At 73.5% G+C, this 19,360-nt stretch carries 18 protein-coding genes; 7 read left to right on the top strand and 11 right to left on the bottom strand.

Features of this window, described 5'->3' with window-relative positions; all coding sequences use genetic code 11:
• Positions 1-50 precede the first annotated feature (50 nt).
• The 4 genes from NHG27_RS06160 to NHG27_RS06145 form a co-directional block, all read right to left on the bottom strand.
• Positions 51-272 (bottom strand): hypothetical protein, encoded by a 222-nt coding sequence (locus NHG27_RS06160; protein WP_497015208.1) that lies wholly within the window; start codon positions 270-272, stop codon positions 51-53.
• Positions 244-1,032, bottom strand: coding sequence for a hypothetical protein (locus NHG27_RS06155; RefSeq protein ID WP_497015206.1), 789 nt, complete (start codon positions 1,030-1,032; stop codon positions 244-246). Before NHG27_RS06155 ends, NHG27_RS06160 begins: the two co-directional genes overlap by 29 nt.
• A gap of 343 nt (positions 1,033-1,375) precedes the next feature.
• Positions 1,376-2,125 (bottom strand): lytic polysaccharide monooxygenase, encoded by a 750-nt coding sequence (locus tag NHG27_RS06150; RefSeq protein WP_227748919.1) that lies wholly within the window; start codon positions 2,123-2,125, stop codon positions 1,376-1,378.
• Between the two features lie 258 nt (positions 2,126-2,383).
• Positions 2,384-3,130 (bottom strand): lytic polysaccharide monooxygenase, encoded by a 747-nt coding sequence (locus NHG27_RS06145; protein WP_227748920.1) that lies wholly within the window; start codon positions 3,128-3,130, stop codon positions 2,384-2,386.
• A 433-nt stretch (positions 3,131-3,563) separates the two neighbouring features.
• On the opposite strand from NHG27_RS06145, the gene NHG27_RS06140 reads away from it, so the two are divergent.
• From NHG27_RS06140 to NHG27_RS06130, 3 genes are all read left to right on the top strand, one after another.
• Positions 3,564-4,130, top strand: coding sequence for a flavodoxin domain-containing protein (locus tag NHG27_RS06140; protein WP_497015203.1), 567 nt, complete (start codon positions 3,564-3,566; stop codon positions 4,128-4,130).
• Between the two features lie 303 nt (positions 4,131-4,433).
• The gene (locus NHG27_RS06135) at positions 4,434-5,075 is read left to right on the top strand and encodes an alpha/beta hydrolase (protein WP_497015201.1); all 642 of its coding nucleotides are present in this window, start codon (positions 4,434-4,436) and stop codon (positions 5,073-5,075) included.
• A gap of 10 nt (positions 5,076-5,085) precedes the next feature.
• On the top strand, positions 5,086-5,277 hold the full coding sequence (locus NHG27_RS06130) for a hypothetical protein (protein WP_497015199.1): 192 nt from the start codon (positions 5,086-5,088) through the stop codon (positions 5,275-5,277).
• Between the two features lie 34 nt (positions 5,278-5,311).
• Here NHG27_RS06130 and NHG27_RS06125 read toward each other — a convergent pair whose 3' ends face one another.
• Both NHG27_RS06125 and NHG27_RS06120 read right to left on the bottom strand, forming a co-directional pair.
• Entirely contained in the window at positions 5,312-6,241 is a 930-nt protein-coding gene (locus NHG27_RS06125; RefSeq protein ID WP_497015198.1) for a helix-turn-helix transcriptional regulator, read from the bottom strand.
• Positions 6,172-8,097: an AAA family ATPase gene (locus tag NHG27_RS06120; protein ID WP_497015194.1), complete on the bottom strand. Its 1,926-nt coding sequence runs from the start codon at positions 8,095-8,097 to the stop codon at positions 6,172-6,174. The genes NHG27_RS06125 and NHG27_RS06120 overlap by 70 nt, the downstream gene beginning before the upstream one ends.
• A gap of 237 nt (positions 8,098-8,334) precedes the next feature.
• On the opposite strand from NHG27_RS06120, the gene NHG27_RS06115 reads away from it, so the two are divergent.
• Together NHG27_RS06115 and NHG27_RS06110 are read left to right on the top strand one after the other, a co-directional pair.
• Positions 8,335-9,867, top strand: a complete 1,533-nt coding sequence (locus NHG27_RS06115) for a helicase associated domain-containing protein (RefSeq protein WP_497015190.1) — start codon at positions 8,335-8,337, stop codon at positions 9,865-9,867.
• 96 nt (positions 9,868-9,963) lie between these two features.
• Positions 9,964-10,569, top strand: coding sequence for a GNAT family N-acetyltransferase (locus NHG27_RS06110; RefSeq protein WP_497015189.1), 606 nt, complete (start codon positions 9,964-9,966; stop codon positions 10,567-10,569).
• Between the two features lie 314 nt (positions 10,570-10,883).
• On the opposite strand, the gene NHG27_RS06105 is transcribed toward NHG27_RS06110, so the two are convergent.
• From NHG27_RS06105 to NHG27_RS06095, 3 genes are all read right to left on the bottom strand, one after another.
• Complete coding sequence (locus tag NHG27_RS06105; protein WP_497015187.1) at positions 10,884-13,463, bottom strand: ABC transporter permease; 2,580 nt, start codon at positions 13,461-13,463, stop codon at positions 10,884-10,886.
• Positions 13,463-14,239 carry an ABC transporter ATP-binding protein gene (locus tag NHG27_RS06100; protein WP_497015225.1) on the bottom strand — a complete coding sequence of 259 codons (777 nt, stop codon included), beginning with the start codon at positions 14,237-14,239 and terminating at the stop codon, positions 13,463-13,465. The genes NHG27_RS06105 and NHG27_RS06100 overlap by 1 nt, the downstream gene beginning before the upstream one ends.
• 270 nt (positions 14,240-14,509) lie before the next feature.
• Entirely contained in the window at positions 14,510-16,729 is a 2,220-nt protein-coding gene (locus tag NHG27_RS06095; RefSeq protein WP_497015186.1) for a transglycosylase domain-containing protein, read from the bottom strand.
• 157 nt (positions 16,730-16,886) lie between these two features.
• Between NHG27_RS06095 and NHG27_RS06090 the strand changes: the two genes are divergently transcribed.
• Complete coding sequence (locus NHG27_RS06090; protein ID WP_193718361.1) at positions 16,887-17,375, top strand: SRPBCC domain-containing protein; 489 nt, start codon at positions 16,887-16,889, stop codon at positions 17,373-17,375.
• Positions 17,372-17,686 (top strand): ArsR/SmtB family transcription factor, encoded by a 315-nt coding sequence (locus tag NHG27_RS06085; RefSeq protein WP_497015182.1) that lies wholly within the window; start codon positions 17,372-17,374, stop codon positions 17,684-17,686. Before NHG27_RS06090 ends, NHG27_RS06085 begins: the two co-directional genes overlap by 4 nt.
• A gap of 58 nt (positions 17,687-17,744) precedes the next feature.
• On the opposite strand, the gene NHG27_RS06080 is transcribed toward NHG27_RS06085, so the two are convergent.
• On the bottom strand, positions 17,745-18,533 hold the full coding sequence (locus NHG27_RS06080) for a hypothetical protein (protein ID WP_497015181.1): 789 nt from the start codon (positions 18,531-18,533) through the stop codon (positions 17,745-17,747).
• Positions 18,533-19,231, bottom strand: a complete 699-nt coding sequence (locus tag NHG27_RS06075) for a phosphatase PAP2 family protein (protein WP_497015179.1) — start codon at positions 19,229-19,231, stop codon at positions 18,533-18,535. Before NHG27_RS06075 ends, NHG27_RS06080 begins: the two co-directional genes overlap by 1 nt.
• Between the last annotated feature and the right edge of the window lie 129 nt (positions 19,232-19,360).

The raw sequence follows: 19,360 nt of genomic DNA, 5'->3' as shown, positions 1-19,360 counted from the left end.
CGGGCCCTGACGTGGGCGCCCGTCTGGGACCGGACCACCCGTCTCGCGGCTCAGACCGCACCGAACCACAGGTGCGGCCGCCGCTCGAGCCCGACCGTGAGCCCCGGTGGGACCAGCCGCAGCACCCGCCGGACGAGCTCCGCGCCGTCGCCGAGGTCCTTCATGGTCACGCGCAGCATCCGCCACCCCTCCTCCTCGATGCTCTCCTGCCGCCGCTTCTCCTCGAAGAGGACCTTCGCAGGGTCACCCTGGGCGAGCGTCGAGTACTTCACGAACCCGTCGAACTCGACCAGGACCCGCCACCGCGGCCAGCCCAGGTCGGACCGGAACGTCCCGAGCCGGGTGGCGACCGGGACCTGCGTGGCCGGCACGGGCAGGCCACGACGCAGCACGTGGAACCGGACCGCCGACTCGCCGGGTGACTCCGCCCCTGGGGTGCCGAGCGCCACGAGCGCTCGTGCCCGCGGTCCCTCGCCCGTCCCCGACCCGGTCGAGGACGGCGTGCAGGTGCTCGACCCGCAGACCACGGCGGAGGGCGGCGTCGACGACCACGAGCCCGTCGAGCGCGGGCAGCGTCCGTGCGCAGTCGACGACCGTGCGGGCGAAGGACGTCACGGGGTAGCCGAGGCGCACGGCGGTGTCGGTCGGGCCGAGCAGCGACTGGTGCCGCACCAGGTCCGCACCCTCTCCGGGAGTTCCTGGACGGTGGCGCTGCACGACGTGCACGCGATCAGGGGATCGCCACAGCGGCAGGTCCCACACGAGGGCCGCGCTGTCCTGGCTCAGGACGAAGGGGCTGCGCAGCTGGCGGGACACGGCCTCGACGTGGGCGACGGCCCGGAGCCGGTCGAGCGCGTGGCCGACGGCGGGCTCGTCCGAGGACCTCAGGCGGTAGGCGCCGCGGCGGACCTTCTCGAGCAGGCCCTGCGACAGCGCGGTGCGCAGGAGCGGCCGTGGGAGCTGGGCGGCCAGGACCACGCCGCCTGGGCGGGAGGCGAGCGAGACCAGGTGGTCGGGGAGCGAGGTCGTCATGGCCGCGATGGTGCCCGCCCCGCCGGCCCGACGGCGCCGCTCGCGCCGGGCTGTGGACAGCGGTCGCCCTGTGGTCGGGCTTCGCGCGTTGCGGCGGCTGGGGTCGCCGGTGGGCGGGTGCACGGGGTGCCGGACCGAGCGGCGCGAGACGGGTGGTCGCGCACGAGACGGGTGTCTCGGGCCATGACGTGGGCGCCCGTCTGGGACCGGACCACCCGTCTGACGGAGGGAGTGCCGCGCAGCACGACGCCCGGGCCTCCTGGTGGAACAGGTGACCCGGGCGCGGTTCTGGTGCGGTGTCGATCAGCCCGCTCTCCTGCGGGCCGGTCGATCGGTGGTCAGGTCAGCAGGCGCCGAGATCCTTCCACGCGCCCCACTGTCCGCTCGTGCCGGGGTTCTCCCCGGTGTTCCACCACTTGGCCTCGTACGTCTTGTTGTTGTACGAGACGCGGTTGCCGCCCGTGTAGACCGAGCCGGCCGCCCAGGCGGGGGCCGTGCAGACCCCGGTGCCGCCCGTGGTGCCGCCGGTCGTGCCACCCGTCGTCCCGCCGGTCGTGCCGCCCGTGGTGCCGCCCGTGGTGCCGCCGGTCGTGCCACCGCCGTTGACCGTGAGGTCCACGCAGTTGTAGAAGGCGTTGACGGTGTTGGACACGTTCCAGCGGGCCAGGATCGTGTGGTTGCCCGAGGGCAGGTTGGTCAGCGTGTGCGAGATGTTGCTCGGGGGCTGTGCGCCGCCCTGGCTGAACGTCTGGTGCAGCTTGCCGTCGACGAAGTACTCCCACGTGCTCGTGTTGTGCGCGGCCGTGAGCTTCCACTGGAACGTCACCGAGCTGCCGACGCTCTTGCGCGGCCAGGGCTTGCTGTTGTCGTCGAGGATCGAGAACCCGCTGCCGCCCGAACACTGCATCGATCCCTTGGGGGCCTCGACGCTCTGCGGCTCGTACTTGACGCCACCGCAGTCGAAGGACGTGGCTCCGGTCGCACAGTTGTCCTGCCTGCTGGGCGGCGACGTGATCCACCCGTGGGCCGACGCGGCGGGGGCCACGACGATGGGGGCGGCGATCGCGGCCACCCCGAGGACGGCGGCAATCATTGCCGCGCGTAGTCGTCTCATCTTTTCTTCTCGCTCTCCATGGCAGTCGGTAGGGCCCCATTGCCGGGCGACCTACACATGTCGAATCGGACAAGTTCGACGCTATGCAACGAAATCGGGATGCACAATCCGGTGAAGCACGTAGGGGGGACTACGTATCGGCTGCAAATGTGGGACCGGAATGAAGAAAAGGTGACGCCGGGCCGGGGAATTCCCCGACCCGGCGTCACCGGTCGTGCGTCACGCGTCAAGCGGTCCTCAGCAGGCGCCGAGGCTCTTCCAGGGGCCCCACTGCGCGGTGGCGTCGGGCTTCTCACCCTTGGTCCACCACTTGGCCTCGAACAGCTGGCCGTTCAGGGAGACCTTGGCGCCGCCCGTGTAGGCGACGGCCGTGTCCCATGCCCCGGCAGAGCACTGGGCGCCACCGGTCGTCCCGCCGGTCGTGCCGCCGGTCGTGCCGCCCGTGGTGCCACCGGTCGTGCCGCCCGTGGTGCCACCGGTCGTGCCACCACCGGTGACGGTGAGGTCGACGCAGTTGTAGAACGCCATCGGGGTGTCAGCGACGTTCCAGCGCGCGAGGACCGTGTGGTCGCCGGCAGGCAGGTTGGTCAGCGTGTGGGAGATGTCCTTCGCGGGCTGGGCGCCACCCGAGCTGAACGTCTGGTGGAGCTTGCCGTCGACGAAGTACTCCCACGTCGTCGTGGCGTGGTTGGCCGTCAGCTTCCACTGGAACTTCACGGAGGAAGCGACCGAGGTGCGCGGCCAGGGCTTGCTGTTGTCGTCGAGGATGGCGTAGCCGCTGCCCCCGCTGCACTGCATCGATCCCTTGGCGGCCTCGACGCTCTGCGGCTCGAACTTGATGCTGCCGCAGTCGAAGGACGTCGCGCCCGTGGCGCAGTTGTCCTGACGGCTCGGCGGGGAGGTGATCCACCCGTGTGCGGAGGCGGCGGGCGCCAGCACCACGGGGGCAACAATGGCGGTCGCGCCGAGCACGGCGGCGATCATTGCCGCACGTAGTCGTCTCATCTGCATCTCGCTTTCGTTGTGGTGGACGACGAGACGCAGCGGCCTCGGGTCCACCTCGACCAGAACGCTGCGACGCTAAGCCAGGGGTCGTTGAGTCTTCAAACAGCGACGCGGCATAAGGGTAATCACGTATGTGCTCGCGGAAACGCAGAAAAATGGCGTCCTGGTGCGCCTGGCGGGCGGCGCCGTCGGGCAGATGAGAGGCAGGTGAGAGGAGGCTCACGCAGAATCGTGTGGAGAACCCCTATACGGACAGATCTGCCCATAACAGGCTCGCGGGCCTCTCGCCCGCCGAACGTTCCCCGCGTGACCGCGGGCCGCCCCGGCGCCGGTGGCCCGGAGGACGAAAGTCCCACGCCCCCGGGACCGTCGTCCGTGGCTCGCGAGAGCCGTTCTCGGGGAGGCTGGAGGCATGTCGAACCACGAAGAGAACATGAGTGCTGCCGTCGTCTTCGAGTCGATGTTCGGGAACTGCGAGAAGGTCGCCCGCCAGATCGCCGCCGGCATGGCGACGGGGGTTCCCGTCAAGGTGGTGGACGTCGCGGACGCGGTGGCGGACCCGTCGATCCTGGACGACGTCGCGCTCGTGGTCGCCGGTGGCCCCACGCACTCCATGTCCATGAGCCGTCCCGGCACCCGTGCCGAGGCCGTCCAGCGCTCGGGCGGGACGGTGCCCGCGCGCAACGTCGGCCTGCGCGAGTGGTGCGTCGCGCTGCAGGACCGCTCGGACGAGCACGGTCCCCGCTGGGTCACGACGTTCGACACCCGCACCGCCCTCGGGCGTGCGATCCCCAGCTCGGCCTCTCGTGCGGCCGCCCGCATCATCACGCGCAAGGGCTACGAGATGCTCGTGCCGCTCCGGTCGTTCCTCGTCGAGGACGCGGCCGGGCCCCTGGTCGACGGACACCTCGAGGAGGCGTACGTCTGGGGCGAGAAGATCGCCGCAGCCCTGCGGGCGCAGGCTCTGGTCGCCGCCTGACGAGGGCGGGGTCGAGGACCGCGGTCGAGCACGGACGGGGAAGACGGGCTCGGCCGCGGAGGTACGGCACGGCGACGGACCACGGGCGTCACACGCGCCGCGCCGCACGACGCGCCGCACGACGCGCCGCGCCGCACGACGCACGTGGAGCGGCGCCGCACGACGCACGTGGAGCGGCGCCGGGCCGCGGGACGCCGCCGCGGGGGACCGGGAGCGCCCGGGACTACCCGGAGCGGGTGATGCGACGTCCGCCGCGGACGAAGGACCGTGGGGGGACGATCCCGACGGCCTCTGGAGTGCATCATGAGCGACACCGCCCCGCCGACCGCCCCCGACACCGTGGTCCTCGTCCACGGGCTGTGGATGACGCCGCGCTCCTGGGAGCACTGGGTCCCGTACTACGAGGCCAAGGGGTTCCGCGTGCTCACGCCCGGGTACCCGGGGTTCGAGATCGAGGTCGAGGCGCTGCGCGAGAACCCCGACGTCATCGCGCGGCTCACCGTCCCCGAGACGGTCGACCACCTCGCGGGCGTCGTCGAGGGCCTCGACCGGCCCCCGATCATCATGGGCCACTCGTTCGGCGGCACCCTGACCCAGCTCCTGCTGGCCCGCGGGCTGGGGGCCTCGGCCGTCGTGATCGACGCCGCCCCGACCGAGGGCGTGCGCGTCAACCCGCCCTCGCAGATCAGGTCGCTCTTCCCGATCCTCAACAACCCCGCCAAGGCCCACCGCGCGGCGGGGTTCACGCCCGAGCAGTTCCACTACGCGTTCACCAACACGCTCACGGCGGAGGAGTCGCGCGAGGTCTACGACCGATACCACATCCCTGCTCCGGGGAGCTGGGTGTGGGCCTACGGGCTGATCGCGAACTTCAAGCCGGGCAAGCAGGAGATGGGTCGACTACGACGCCGACCGGGCGCCGCTCCTGTTCGTGACGGGCGGTGAGGACCACATCATGCCGCCGTCCGTGAACCACTCGAACGCGCACAGGTACCACCGGTCGCCCGCGCTGACCGAGGTCCGCGACTTCGCGGGCAGGTCCCACTGGACGTGCGCCGAGCCCGGCTGGGAGGCCGTCGCCGACGCCGCCCTGGAATGGGCGGTCGCGCACGCCCGGGCGCCCCAGGGAGCGGACGAGCCGGCCTGAGCCGGGGACCGTCGGGACCGACTGCCGGGCGTGCCTACCGCGGCACGGGCGTGCCGCCGTCGGGCGGGCGGAGCGCGTGCGCGAGCTGACGCCGGGACGTGACACCGAGCTTCCGGAACGCCTTGCGCAGGTGGTAGTGCACGGTGTGCGTGCTGATGAACAGGTGCGCGGCGATCTCCGCGTTGGTCGCGCCCGTGGCCGCGATCTCGACCACGGCCTGCTCCTGCGCGGTGAGTCCCGTCGTCGGGCGGTCGCGCGGCGTCGGTGCCCGTCCGGTGACGGCGCTCAGCTCGCGGCGTGCGCGCGCCGCGAAGGGTGCGGCGCCCATGCCCTCGAACAGGTCGAGCGCGGTCGAGAGCGCGTCGGCGGCCTCACGCCGTCGGCGCCTGCGCCGCAGCCACTCACCGTGCAGGAGGTGCGTCCGGGCGAGGTCCGCGACCGACCGCGTCCGTGACAGGTGTCCGACGGCGGCGCGGAAGTGGGCGTCGGCCTCGCCCTCGGGGGCGACCAGCGCGCGCGAGCGGGACAGGACGCCCAGGCCCCACGGGGCGCCGCTCGCGAGGGTGACGGCGGCGAGGCGGTCCAGCGCCGAGAGCGCGACGTCGTCGTGGCCGCTGCGCCGTGCGGCCTCCACGAGGTCAGGCAGGACGCGCGTCCCGACCTGCATGAATCCCTCCCGTGCGACGACGGACAGACCGTCGAAGGCTGCGGCGTGGTCGCCCGCGGCGAGGTCGAGCAGCGCGCGCGCCGTCCGGGCCAGGCTGACGGCCCCGCCGATCCCGAGGTGCGCCGCGGCCTGCTCGGCGCCGTCGATCCGGTCGCGCAGCGCCCGCGAGTCCGGGCCGCGCCACGCGAGCAGCTCGACGTTGGCGAACACGCGGGCCTGCTCGGGGCTCAACCCCACGGCCTCGCGGAGCTCGTGGACCTCGGCCAGCAGGCGCTCGGCCGAGCCCAGCCGCCCCATGACGGTCTCGCACAGCGACAGGACCCACAACGCGGAGTCGAGGGTCGGGAGGGCGCCCGCGGCGCGCGCCTGCGCGGCGGCCTGCCGCAGCAGCTCGTCCCGGGCGGCGTCGTCCCACAGACCTGTCGTGACGGCGACCGCGAGGAGGCCGTGGCGCCGGAAGGTCTCCGACGTCGTCGCGCCCGGGGTGCGCATGGCGTCGACCGCGGCCCGCAGCGCCGGGACGCAGCGCGCGTCGGGGTGAGCGCCGTGGGCGCGTGCGCGGGTGCCGCGCCCGTGCGCCCCGCGCCGGCCGGGCCGGCCAGGACGCGGGCCTCCCGGGCGAGATCCTCGAGGACGCCGTCTCCCGCGGACGACTCGGCGGCGAGGATCTCGCCGAACGCGGCGAGCAGGGCGTCCTGCGCGGCGGCCGGTTCCGTGTCCCGCAGGGCGCGGGCGGCACGCAGGAAGAGGCCGGGGCTCTCGGCCGCCGCGCGCGCCGCCCCCGCGTACTTGCGCGCCACGGCCCGCGCCATGAGGCTCCGTGCGAGCACGGTGGGGGCGAGCGTCGAGCCGTCGACCCCCTCCAGCAGGGTCAGGGCCCGGACCGGGGACCCGGCGTGGGACGCGGCCTCGGCGGCCGAGACGATCCGCTCGTCCCGGCGGGCTCCCGGTGGGGTGAGCTCGACCGCCCGTGCGAGGAGCGCCGCCCGCGCCGCGTAGCCGCCGCGCGCGTGGGCTCGCCCGGCTCCCGCCACGAGGGCAGCGGCGGCCTCCTCGTCCGGTCCGGTCGTCGCGGACGACAGGTGCCAGGCGCGCAGGTCGACGTCCTCCGCGCGGTCGGTCACGGCCGCGAGCGCCGCGTGGGCCGCGCGGCGCTCGCCGCTGGTCGCCCCGCGGTAGACGGCGGACCGGACGAGGGGGTGGCGGAACACGACCGGGCCGTCGACCGTGACGAGGCGGTCGTGCTCGGGTGGGGCGCAGGCGTCGTCGGGCAGCCCCAGTGCGGAGGCCGCTGCTGCGACGTAGGTGCTGTCGCCGTCGGGCTCGGCCGCGGCGAGGAGGAGCCAACGGCGGGTCGTGGGCTCGTACGCCTGCGTCAGGCGCTGGTAGTGCTCCTCCAGGTGGCTGCCGACGGGCAGCGGGGCGGCGAGCACCGCGCCGCCCGCGAGCTGGGACGCGCTGAGCTCGCCGCTCAGGTCGAGCAGTGCGAGGGGGTTGCCGCCCGTGGCGGTGACGATCGAGTCCGCCACGTGCGGGTCGAGGGCCGTGCCCACGCGTGCGCGCAGCAGTGCGAGGGCCTCGTCGCGCGCGAGCCCGGTCAGCTCGAGGGTCGGCAGGTCGGCGACCGCGGCCTGGCCCGGGGTCCCGGTCCGCACCGCCAGGAGCGCGGCGACCCGCTCGGCCCGCAGGCGGCGTCCGACGAACGCGAGGGCGTCGAGCGACTCGCGGTCGAGCCACTGCGCGTCGTCGGCGAGGACCAGGGTGGGGGCGTCGGCGGACAGGTCGGCCAGGAGGGAGAGCACGGCGAGGCTCACGAGGAACCTGTCCGGGGCCGGGCCCGACGACGTCCCGAGCGCCACGCGCAGGGCGTTCGCCTGGGGGGCGGGCAGGGTCTCGACACGCGCCGCCCAGGGGAGCAGGGCGCGCTGGATCGCGGCGAAGGGGAGGTCGGCCTCGGTCTCGGCACCTGCCAGGCGCAGGACCGTGAAGCCCTGGGCTGCGGCGGCCGTCCGCCCGAGCAGCGTGCTCTTGCCCGTGCCGGGCTCGCCCCGCAGGACCAGGACCCGGCTCGTCCCGCGGCGGGCGTCGGCCAGGACGTCGGCGAGGAGGGTCCGCTCGGGCTCGCGACCGATCAGCACGTCGGAGGAGGACATGGCACCCCGCATCCCTCGAGCCCCACCGGAGGGCTCGTTCCACGGCACGGTGGGGGCCGGCGCGACCCTCAGCCGGACCTTATCGGCTGGGACGGGTCGCGTCATCGGGAACCGGGGCCGTCGCGTCAGCGGATGAACTTCAGGATCCTCCGGTCCTTTCCGTCACAAGGGCGCCCCCGGTGCGTCTTTCCCGGTGATCGGCCGTCCGGGCCGGGCTCGACGGGGAGGAGGACGCTCATGGGACGCTACGAGGACCGCTGGTGGCAGGGGCACGACCACCTCGTGCGCTTCGTCGCCGCGCACGGGCACTCGCGGGTCCCCGTGGGCCACCGGACCGTCCCCGACGGCTTCACGCTCGGGACGTGGGTCAAGGTGCAGCGCCGCGAGCACGCCCTGGGGACCCTGAAGGACGAGCGGTTCCGGGCGTTGAGCGAGGCCGGGTTCGAGTTCGAGGTGCGCCGGCCCGTCAAGGAGTGGCAGCGCAACGTGGGCCGGCTGGCCGCGTTCAGGGACGAGCACGGGCACACCCGCGTCCCCTACTACTTCGAGACGGCCGACGGGTTCGGGCTCGGCACCTGGGTCGGGCGCATGCGCCGGCGTCGGGCGGCAGGGGACCTCACCGACCAGCAGGTGGCGGACCTCGAGGCGGCCGGGATGGACTGGACGGCTCCCCTCACGGTGTCCAAGGGTCGCAGCCACCGCGCGTTCGCGGAGTTCGTCGCCGAGCACGGCCACGGCCAGGTGCCGGACGCGTACCGCACGAGCGACGGGTTCGACCTGTCGGGCTGGGTGGCCCGGGTGCGCCGCGAACAGCGTGCCGGTCGGCTGTCGGCAGCGCAGGAGGACGAGCTGCGGGACCTCGGCCTGGACCTCCCGCGGGTCCCGGACGCGCAGGACTGGGACGCGCACCTGGCCTGCCTGACGCGGTACGTCGCGAGGAACGGCCCGGGCATCTCGACCACGTTCGAGTGCGACGACGGCACCCGCCTGGGTCACTGGGTCGCGAGCCAGCGCGCGGCCCGACGCGCGGGAGAGCTCTCGCAGGACCGGATCACGCAGCTCGACGGGATCGGTTTCGTCTGGCACGTGCCGGACGGCGACGGCAGGTGGCGGCGCGGCGTCGAGCTCCTCACCCGGTACGTCGAGGAGCACGGTCACGGCCGCGTGCCCGGTGACCACGTCGCGCCCGACGGGACCCGTCTCGGTGCCTGGGTCGCGCGCCGCCGGTGGGAGCACCGCCACGGGCTGCTGCGTGCGGAGCGCATCGACCAGCTCGAGGCCCTGGGGTTCGAGTGGGTCGCCTCGCCTCGGGCAGGCGCGTCGCGCGGCACGGACGACGAGGCCTTCCGGGCCTGGGTCGGGGCGCTCGAGGCCTTCCGCGCCGAGCACGAGCACTGCCGCGTCCCGGCGGCCTACCGGAGCCCTGACGGCAGGAGGCTGGGCGCCTGGGTCGCGTACACCCGGGCGCGGCACGCCAAGGGGCTGCTCGAGCCCGGTCGCGTCGAGGTGCTCGACCGCGTCGGCTTCGTGTGGCGGGTGCGCGACAACGACCAGCTGTGGCGCCAGGGCGTGGACGCCCTGACCCGGTACGTCGAGGTGCACGGCCATGCCCGCGTCCCCATCCGGTACCGGTGCGACGACGGGTTCCGCCTCGGGCGTTGGGTGCGCAGCCGACGCAGCGAAGGGGTCACCGGCCGGCTCAGTCCCGAGCGCACCGCAGCGCTCGACGCGCTGGGGTTCGTCTGGGACCCGTTGGCGCTCGCGGCGTAGTCCGCCGGATCGTCCGGGGCGACGTCGCGCGGGTCGCCGGGGCGTGTCGCCGGGGCGGGCGAGGGGCGACGGCGGCACGGCCTAGGGTTGACGTCCGTGAAGGTCATCACCACGACGCTGCAGATGCTCCGGCCTCCTGACGTCGCCCCGCGGGCCGTGCCCGACGGGGTCCGCCTCGAACGGGCCGTCGGCATCCGTCCCGAGTACGCGCGGTTCCTGTACGGCCTGGTCGGCGGGCCGTGGTTCTGGACGGACCGGCTCGGCTGGACGCGCGACCGGTGGGAGGCCGAGCTCGCGGTGCCGGGCACGGAGCTCTGGGTCCTCCACGGCGAGGACGGGCCGTGGGGATACGTCCACCTGCAGCCGGTCGTGGCAGACGACGGGACGCACGTCGAGATCCGCTACCTCGGCCTCGCGGAGCAGGCGATCGGGCGGGGGCTGGGCGGTCTCCTGCTCGAGCACGGCATCTCGGCCGCCTGGTCGGTGCCGGGACGGTCCGACCTGCCTCCGGTCGTGCGCGTCTGGGTGCACACGTGCTCGCTCGACGGGCCTGCGGCTCTCGCGAACTACCGGGCCCGGGGCCTCGTGGTCTGCGGGACCGAGGAGACCGACGAGGACGTGCCCGGGCAGCCTCTGGGCTCCTGGGCGTCCACGGGCGGGCCGGTCGGCGACTCGGCGACCAGCAGCGGCACCGTGGGCTGACGGCCTGCCCTGACGGCTGGTCCCCGCGGGCCCAGGAGCCGGCCGCCGACCGGACCGCGGTCGGTCGTCGAACACGTCCCAGCAGATCGCGCTCCGCCGTCGCTGGTCGTCCCGCCCCGGCGCACGGTGATCAGGCGGGGGTCACGGTCGGTGGGCAGGATCGGCACGGGCCGATCCTTCCGCACCGCACGGGAGGTCGGCACCCGGGCGGGAGGACGCCGGGAACACGCACGCCGGCCGCTCTCGGGGGAGCGACCGGCGTACGCGGCCTGCAGCGGTCGGCAGCCGGTCGTCGCGCGGCTGCCGACCGGTCGTCAGTCGACCGTGACGGCGTCGAGCACGGGGAGCCGTGCGGCGCGCAGCGCGGGCCACCCGGCGGCGAGCACCCCGACGAGCACCGAGATGCCCACCATGGTCCCGAGCCCGGTCCAGGGGATCACGAGGTCGGTGAAGCCCGTGCTCGCGAACACGGTCGGCATGCCGGCCGCGAGGCCGACCCCCACCACGAGTCCCAGCACGGTGCCGAACACGGCCGTGAGGACCGACTCGATGACGATCGTCCCGGCGAGCTGGGAGCGTCCCAGCCCGACGGCGCGCAGGAGCCCGATCTCCCGCGTCCGCTCGATCACGGACAGCGCGAGCGTGTTCACGATGCCGAGGACCGCGATGACGATCGAGAGCCCCAGCAGCGCGTAGAGGATCGTGAGCATCTGGTTCACCTGGCTCGCGAGCGACGAGATGAACTCGTCGTTGTCCATGACGGACACGATCATGTACGGCTTGGCGGCGGCGGTCACGGCCTCGTCGAGCTCGGCCTGGGTCACGCCGTCGGCCGCGTTGACCAGGACGAGGGTCGACATCTCGGAGGGGGCCGCGGAGAGCTCGGCGAAGACCGTCTCCGGGACGATCACGGGCACGCCCAGGGCGGGCGAGTCGAAGATCGAGCCGATCGTGACGTCGGTGCTGCCGAGCTGTGTGCGCAGCGTGAGCTCGTCGCCGAGCTCCCAGCCCTCGTCGTTCGCGGTCGCCTCGAGGACGCTGACCTGCCCGTCCGCGAGCGTGTCGAGGCTGCCCTCGACGGTCTCGGTGTGCCAGGTCCGGCCGAACACCCCGGGGTCGACCCCGAGGACGAACAGCGGCGCGGCGTCGGCGGCGTCGGCCGACGAGTCGCCGACGAAGTACCGGTCGGCCGTCATGGAATCGGCCGTGCCGACCTCGGGCAGGCCGGTGATGTCGCCCACGGCCCCCGAGGGGATCGTGCCGGTCGCGGACTGCACGACCAGGTCGGCGAGGGACTCCTCCGTCACGATGTTCTTCATCGACGCCTGCATGGACGCCGCCAGGACGGAGGCCGCGCCGACGAGGGACATGCCGATCATGAGCGCGCCCGCGGTGCTCGCGGTGCGGCGGGGGTTGCGGGTCACGTTGCCGCGCGCGAGCGTCCCGAGGGGCTTGGCCCAGGCGACGAACGGCGCGGACATGACGTGCAGGACAGCGCGGGCGACGACGGGGGCGAGGACCAGGGTCCCGGCGACCACGAGCACCGCACCGAGGCCGAGCAGGCCCCCGGTGCTCGCGGTGTCGTCGGCCGCAGCCTGGACGACCGCGAGGACGACGGCGCCGGCTCCGGCCCCTGCGACGACCGCCCCGATGATCCCGCGGAGCCGGAGCGACCCGGCCTGGGCGGGGGCGTCGTCGCGCATGGCCTCGACGGGGGCGACGAGGGCCGCGCGACGGGCCGGCAGGGCTGCGGAGGCGACCGACACGACGATGCCGAGCACGAGCGAGACCGCGATCATCGACGCGTTGACGGGGATGTCGCCCGCGAGGTCCATGCCGACCGTCTCGAACACGGCCTTGAGCCCCGTGACGAGCCCCAGCCCGCCGAGGATGCCGAGCGCGCCGCCGAGCGTGCCGATGATCGCGGCCTGGACCAGGATCGAGGAGAAGACCTGGAGCGGGGAGGCTCCCACCGCGCGCAGCAGGGCGAACTCGCGCTGGCGCTGGCGGACGGTCATGGCGAACGTGTTCGCGATGATGAACCCGCCGACGAACAGCGAGATGCCCGCGAAGACGAGCAGGAACGTCTCGATGAAGCCGAGCATCGACGAGATGTCCTCCCGGGCCTCGTCGCGTGCGACCTCACCCGTGATGACCTCGACGGCCTCCGCGGGGGCTGCGGCGTCGATGGCTGCCGCGACGTCGTCGCGCAGCCGCTGCTCGCCCACGCCGTCCTCGGCGAGGACCGTGATGCTGGAGACGGTGCCGTCGGGGGCGAACGCCGCGGCGGCCGTCGCCTCGTCGAAGAAGACGATGCTCGCGCCGGCCATCGAGGCGCCCATGTCGACGATCCCGGTGAGGGTCGCCTCGGCGATCTCGCCCGCGACGACGATCGTCGTCGTGTCACCGACCTCGAGGCCGCTCGCCTCGGCCGTGCCGGCCTCGAGCAGGAACTCGTCGGGGCCCGACGGCGCCGCGCCCCGGGTGAGCGGGGTCGCCGGGTCGGCGGCCTGGTAGGCGAGGCCGAACGTCGGGGCCCCCGTCGTGGGCGGCGGGGTGCCGTCCGCGCCGACGAGCACGAGCGGACCGGTGTAGTCGGGGAAGGCGTGCGCGACGCCGTCGACGGCCTCGATGGTGTCGACGAGCGCGGCGGGGATGGCGTTGCGGACGGCGCCCGCGCTCGCGTTCTCCTGGGTGAGCGCGGAGGAGTCCTCGTCGCCGCGCACCAGGACGTCGGCGGACGAGGAGTCGACGATCCCGTCGAACGTGCTGGACAGCATCTCGCGCAGCGAGAACGTGCCCGCGACGAACGAGACGCCGAGCACGACCGCGAGGATGGACATCCCGAGCCGCACGAGGTGCGCCCGGACGTTGCGCAGGGCGACGCGCAGCATCAGGCGGCCGCCTTCTTGCGCGTGAGGGAGCCCAGGACGGCCAGGACGGAGTCCGGCGTCGGGTCGAGGATCTCGTCGACGATGCGCCCGTCGGCGAGGAACAGGACGCGGTGCGCAGAGCTCGCGGCGACGGGGTCGTGCGTGACCATGACGACCGACTGGCCCAGGTCGTCGACCGACTCGCGCAGGAACGTCAGGACCTCGCGCGACGACGTCGAGTCCAGGTTCCCCGTGGGTTCGTCCGCGAACACGACCGACGGCTTGGAGACCAGGGCGCGCGCGCACGCGACGCGCTGCTGCTGCCCGCCGGACAGCTCGCTCGGGCGGTGCTTGAGGCGGTCCGACAGCCCGACGGCGTCGACCACCTTCGCGAGGTACGCCCGGTCCACGGGCCTGCGCGCGATGTCGAGGGGCAGGGTGATGTTCTCCTCGGCCGTGAGCGTCGGGACGAGGTTGAACGACTGGAAGACGAACCCGAGCTGGGTGCGGCGCAGCTTCGTGAGCTGGCGCTGGTTCATCGAGGAGACGACCAGGTCGTCGACGACGACGGTGCCGGCCGTCGGGGTGTCGAGGCCCGCCATGCAGTGCATGAGCGTGGACTTGCCGGAGCCGGACGGGCCCATGATCGCGGTGAAGCGGCCGCGACCGAAGTCGACGTCGACGCCCGCGAGCGCGTGGACCGCCGTCGGGCCCTTGCCGTAGGTCTTGACCAGGCCGCGCGCCGACGCGATGGTCTCGGCGCCGGTGGGCGGCGTGCCGCCGGAGGCCGCCGGCATGACGTGGGCCGGAGCAGGGGACGGGGAGGGCATGTCGGACTCGTCTCTCGAGGGGGCGGGGCACGGTGCGTGCGGCGACCCGACGAGCGAGGTGTCGCGGTGGACGACCGCCCACGGTCGCCTCAGAGCCGCTGCCCCCATCCTGGCGGCGGCCGGCGCGGCGGAGCATCGGGGATCTCCCTGAAAGAACCCTGAACGTGGGCCGGGAGCGTCACCCGACCGAGGTACGCCGCCAGAGGGACGCCCGGCCGGGCCGTGGCGACGGTGGTGCTAGTCGTCGTCGCCCCGGGACTCCCGGGAGTCGTCCTGCGACGGCTTGGAGGGCTTGGAGGGCTTGGACGGCTTGTCCGGCTTGGCGTCGGGGGCGCCGCCGAGCATGGCGGGGTCGGGGCCGGGGAACCCGACGACCGGGAGCCCCTCGAGGGCGGTCTCCATGAAGGAGCGCCAGGTCGGGGCGGCCAGCGTCGACCCGTACCACCGCTTCTCGTAGCGCCCGTTGATGCGCATGTAGCTCATGGACACGTCGTTCTCGGCGTTCCCGATCCAGACCGCGGTCACGATCTGCGGCGTGTACCCGATGAACCACGTGTGGTGGTTGTTGTTCGCGGTCCCGGACTTGCCCGCGCTCGGGCGCGAGAGCTGGGACTTCTTGGCGGTCCCCTGCGTCATGACGTTCTCGAGCGCGAACGTGACGGTCCGTGCGATCCTCGGGTCCACGGCGCCGGGGTCGCAGTTCGCCGAGGGCACCGGCAGGTCGGAGCCGTCGGCGCCGACGACCCGCGTGATCGCGACGGGTTCGCAGTACGTGCCCCCGCTCGCGAACGTCGCGTAGGCAGCGGCGAGCTGCAGGGGCGAGGAGTTCTGCGTCCCGATCGTCATGGTCGGCATGACGTTGATCGACGAGGCGTCGCCCGTCACCTCGGCCGTGCGGGACGGACGCAGGCCCGCGCTCCACGCCATGTCCCGGACCGCGCACAGGTCGAGCTGGGTCTCCATCGACGCGTAGGCCGTGTTGACCGAGTTGAACGTGGCGCGCAGGACCGGGATCGCGCCCTGGTCCGTCGAGCCGTCCGCGTTGCCGGGCGACCAGGGGATGCGGTCGAGCCGCGCGCACGACGCCCGGAAGTCCCGGTTGGGGATGAAGGTGCGCTTGCTGGCGTTGACCTTGTCGCTCAGGGTGCGGCCCGAGCGCAGCCACTCCGCGAGCGTGAAGACCTTCCAGGTCGAGCCGGGCGAGAAGCCGCTCGAGGAGCCGTGGAGCTGGTCGGCGCTGTAGTTCACCGCGGTCGTGCCGGGGGCCGGTTCCCTCGACACGTCGTAGGGACGGTTCTGAGCCATCGAGAGGATCTTGCCCGTGCCGGGCTCGACGGCCACGATCGCGTCCTCGAGGCCGCTGGGGTCCGACGCCGGGACGGCCGCCGAGATGTTCGCCTCGGCCGCGGCCTGCATGCGGGGGTCGAGAGTCGTGGTGATGTCGAGGCCGCCCCGGTAGAGGAGGGCCTGACGTTCCTTCTTCGTCTTGCCGAACGTCGGGTCGGACGTGATCACCTTGGTCACGTAGTCGCAGAAGAACGCGGCCCCGGCGGCCGTCTGGCACCCTCCGGAGATCGGCTGGACGTTGAGGGTCGCAGGGAGCGGGGTCGCGACGGCCTCGTCGTGCTGCTGCTGGGTGATGTACTTCTGCTCGAGGAGCTTGAGGAGCACCCGGTTGCGTCGCTTCTCGGAGTCGACGGGGTTGGTCACGGGGTCGTACTTCGTCGGGGCGTTGGTGACACCCGCGATCGTGGCGGCCTCGACGACGCTGAGCTCGGAGGCGTGCTTGCCGAAGTAGTGCAGGGCCGCGGTCTCGACGCCGTAGACGCGGATGCCGAACTGGGCGATGTTGAGGTAGCCCTGGAGGATCTCGTCCTTGGTCATGATGGTCTCGATCGAGATCGCGAGCTTGGCCTCGCGTGCCTTGCGCCCCAGGGAGTCGTCGCGAGCCGCCCGCACCGCGACCGGGTCGTCGTCGCGCATGGCCTGCTCGATGAGCACGTTCTTCACGTACTGCTGGGTCAGGCTCGACCCGCCCTGGGTGTCGCCGCCCGTTAAGTTGTTGATCGCGGCCCGGGTCACGCCCTCGGGGTCGATCCCGCCGTGCTCGTAGTAGCGGTGGTCCTCGATCGCGATGACCGCGTCCTTCATGGGCTGGGAGACCTGGTCGAGGGGGACGACGATGCGGTTCTCGGTGTAGAACGTGGCGAGCAGCGTCGCGCCGTCGTTCGCGTAGAGGCGTGACTTCTCGGAGAGCGGCCCCGGTTCGAGCGCGTCGGGGAGCTCGTCGAACATCTGCGTGACGTCCTCCGTCACGGTGTTCGCCCCCGCGGCGAAGGGCAGCAGGAGGCCTGCCGCGAGGACGCCCCCGACGGCCGACACCAGGACGAACGCCAGGAGGAGAGCGAGCGCCTTGAAGGCGCCGGTCGTCTGGCTGAGTCGCGTTGACGGGCCCATCTGCCGACTGTACGTCCGCAGGCCTGGAGCGGCTCGCGGGAGCGGGGCGGGCGGGCCGGGGCACACGTGCAACCCAGGGGTTGCGCTCGAGTCCATCAGGTGCAACTCTGAAGTTGCATGTTCTTTCAGTGCTCCGACATCTCAGAGAGGGACGACCATGACGACCACCGACCAGCAGGCATCGATCGACACCGAGGCGTTCCAGGTGACCCGCACCCTGCTCATCCACGCCGCACCGCCCAGGGTCTGGGCAGCGCTCACGCAGGACGACCTGATCGCCCGGTGGTTCGGGCAGCAGGCCGTCCTGCCCGACCTGCGCGTGGGCGGCGAGGGCACGTTCGGGTTCGACGGCTACGGCCAGTTCGCCGTCCGCATCGAGGAGTACGACGAGCCCCGCACGTTCGCCTTCACCTGGACCAACCAGGCCGGCGCCGAGCTGAGCCCCGACAACTCCACCCTCGTGCGCTTCACGCTCACCCCCGAGGGCGAGGACACCGTGCTCGCCGTCGTCGAGTCCGGGTTCGAGCGCCTGGGCGGCGGGGCCGACGACGCGATGGCCAGCAACCGGTCGGGGTGGACCGGCGAGCTCGACGAGCTCGTCGCGTTCCTCGCGGACACCGCCCCCGCCACGGGGCCCGCGGCGTGAGCGCCGCGACGCTGACCCCCGTGTTCGCGGCCCTCGCCGACGACACGAGATGGCAGATCCTCCAGGAGCTGGGACGCGCGGACCTGTCGGCGTCCGCGCTCGCGACCGTCCTGCCGGTGACCCGGCAGGCGATCGCCAAGCACCTGGCCGTGCTCACCCAGGCGGGGCTCGTCGAACCCGTGCGGGTCGGTCGCGAGGTCCGCTACCGCGCGATCGGGTCCCGCCTGGGCGAGACGGCCCGCGCCCTCGACGCGATCGGCGCCGAGTGGGACCGCCGCCTTGCCGCGGTCAAGCGGATCGCGGAGGGATAGGTCCCGGGCCCGCGGTGCTCCCGGCGGACCACGCCCGCCTGCTCGGCTCGGCGCCCACCTACCGGGCCCCGAGCTCCTCGCCGCGGACCGTGAGCTGGTCCGCGAACGTCCCCAGCAGCGACCGCGCCGCGGGGACGTCGACCTTCCCGTCCCAGCCGAGCGCGACCGCCCGGCGCACGGGCTCCTCCCAGGAGGGTTCGAGCTCCGCGACGACGGCGGACGTCGTCTGCGGGTCGCTCGTCCAGCCGCCCCAGCGGGGCATGACCCACGTGAAGGCGACCCGTGCCAGGCGCCGGCCGACCGTCCGGCACAGGGCCGCCTCCTCCACCGGGTCGACGGAGTCCGCGCGGGACCGGAGCCGGGCGAACGCGGTCCGCCAGTCGCCCTGGACCTGCCGAGCCAGGGCCAGGTCCGGACGGTGAGGGCGGACGTGCGCACCGGCGTCGGGCCCCCAGACGGGGGTGCACAGGACGCGGACGTGGAACCCCTCGTCGAACCGCCGTGCCGGGTCCGTCATGCGCGTGCGCGAGTGGAGGAGGATCCCGGCACGGCTCACCTCGGGGTGCTCCACCGCGAGACGCGCCTCGATCGTGCGGACCGTCGCGTGGTCCGCGGGCGTCGGCTCGTGGTCGAGGAGGACCTGCCCGTCGAGGTCGGAGACGCTCGGGCGGGCCGTTCCACGCGGGACGCTCCCGTAGACGTAGACGCTGTCGAGCCCCGCGTCGCCGAAGGCCTCACGGGCCGCGGAGACGTAGGCCGCCACGAGGGGCCGGAACCCGGGCTGGACCCGGGCGACGTCGCCCTCGCGGGCGACGAACCCGTCCCGGTCCAGCCCGCGCGCCGACATCAGGTGCGCAGGTGCGAGGTGTCGCGGCGCAGGTAGCCCCACGCCAGGACCGCGCACACGACGCCGTTGACCAGGCCCGCGAGGACGTCGGTCAGCGAGTGCATCCCGCGGTACAGGCGGGCGAACCCGACCGCGAACGGGACCAGCACCGCCAGGACCGTGAGCGCGACCCGCAGCGCCGGGTTCCGCACGCGCTGCGCGAGGAGCGCGAGCGTCAGGTAGAACGCCGCGGACGCGCCCGTGTGACCGCTGGGGAAGCTCGACGTGGGCGGGGCGTGGTCGAGCATCTCGACCTCGGGCCGCGTGCGACCCACGACGATCGACGACGTGAGGAAGATCAGGGCCTGCAGCGACACCGCGAGCGCGGGGACCAGGGCGAACCACCACTGCCGGGTGCGCCACCAGATCAGCGCGACCGCGAGCACGCACGCCCCGATGATGAACTCGGTCATCCCGATCGCCGACAGCATCTCCGTGACCGTGTCGAGGGACGGGGTCCGGACCGAGACCAGGGCCTCGTTGACCCCCGCCTCGCCCGGCAGGTTGCCCAGCGGGCCCTTGATGAGGAAGCCGACCCCGACGATCACGACCCACAGCGCAGCACCGGGCAGGAACGCGCGCAGCAGCAGGTCACGGGCGACTTCACGGCCGGTCGGGCGCGAGGTGTCGAGCTCGTAGCGGTGGACGAACGGGTGCACGGGGCCTCCTGGTGACGGTCGGTGCCCGCCGACCCGTGGGGGTCACGGTGGGGACGTCCCCGGACATTACGCGCAGAGGGGGCGACTCGCGCGGCGAGCGCCGGACGAGGTGCGCGGCCTGGCTAGGCT

It is taken from the genome of Oerskovia sp. 140933 (assembly GCF_059651515.1).
Note: the sequence above shows the minus strand (reverse complement) of the source record. Positions and strands in the feature narration are given on the sequence as shown.

Excerpts from the sequence above, each read along its gene's own strand:
- NHG27_RS06155 (WP_497015206.1), bottom strand. The coding sequence starts at position 1,032 with ATGACGACCTCGCTCCCCGACCACCTGGTCTCGCTCGCCTCCCGCCCA.
- NHG27_RS06150 (WP_227748919.1), bottom strand. The coding sequence starts at position 2,125 with ATGATTGCCGCCGTCCTCGGGGTGGCCGCGATCGCCGCCCCCATCGTC.
- NHG27_RS06145 (WP_227748920.1), bottom strand. The coding sequence starts at position 3,130 with ATGATCGCCGCCGTGCTCGGCGCGACCGCCATTGTTGCCCCCGTGGTG.
- NHG27_RS06140 (WP_497015203.1), top strand. The coding sequence starts at position 3,564 with ATGTCGAACCACGAAGAGAACATGAGTGCTGCCGTCGTCTTCGAGTCG.
- NHG27_RS06135 (WP_497015201.1), top strand. The coding sequence starts at position 4,434 with ATGAGCGACACCGCCCCGCCGACCGCCCCCGACACCGTGGTCCTCGTC.
- NHG27_RS06130 (WP_497015199.1), top strand. The coding sequence starts at position 5,086 with ATGCCGCCGTCCGTGAACCACTCGAACGCGCACAGGTACCACCGGTCG.
- NHG27_RS06125 (WP_497015198.1), bottom strand. The coding sequence starts at position 6,241 with ATGGGGCGGCTGGGCTCGGCCGAGCGCCTGCTGGCCGAGGTCCACGAG.
- NHG27_RS06120 (WP_497015194.1), bottom strand. The coding sequence starts at position 8,097 with ATGTCCTCCTCCGACGTGCTGATCGGTCGCGAGCCCGAGCGGACCCTC.
- NHG27_RS06115 (WP_497015190.1), top strand. The coding sequence starts at position 8,335 with ATGGGACGCTACGAGGACCGCTGGTGGCAGGGGCACGACCACCTCGTG.
- NHG27_RS06105 (WP_497015187.1), bottom strand. The coding sequence starts at position 13,463 with ATGCTGCGCGTCGCCCTGCGCAACGTCCGGGCGCACCTCGTGCGGCTC.
- NHG27_RS06100 (WP_497015225.1), bottom strand. The coding sequence starts at position 14,239 with ATGCCGGCGGCCTCCGGCGGCACGCCGCCCACCGGCGCCGAGACCATC.
- NHG27_RS06095 (WP_497015186.1), bottom strand. The coding sequence starts at position 16,729 with ATGGGCCCGTCAACGCGACTCAGCCAGACGACCGGCGCCTTCAAGGCG.
- NHG27_RS06090 (WP_193718361.1), top strand. The coding sequence starts at position 16,887 with ATGACGACCACCGACCAGCAGGCATCGATCGACACCGAGGCGTTCCAG.
- NHG27_RS06080 (WP_497015181.1), bottom strand. The coding sequence starts at position 18,533 with ATGTCGGCGCGCGGGCTGGACCGGGACGGGTTCGTCGCCCGCGAGGGC.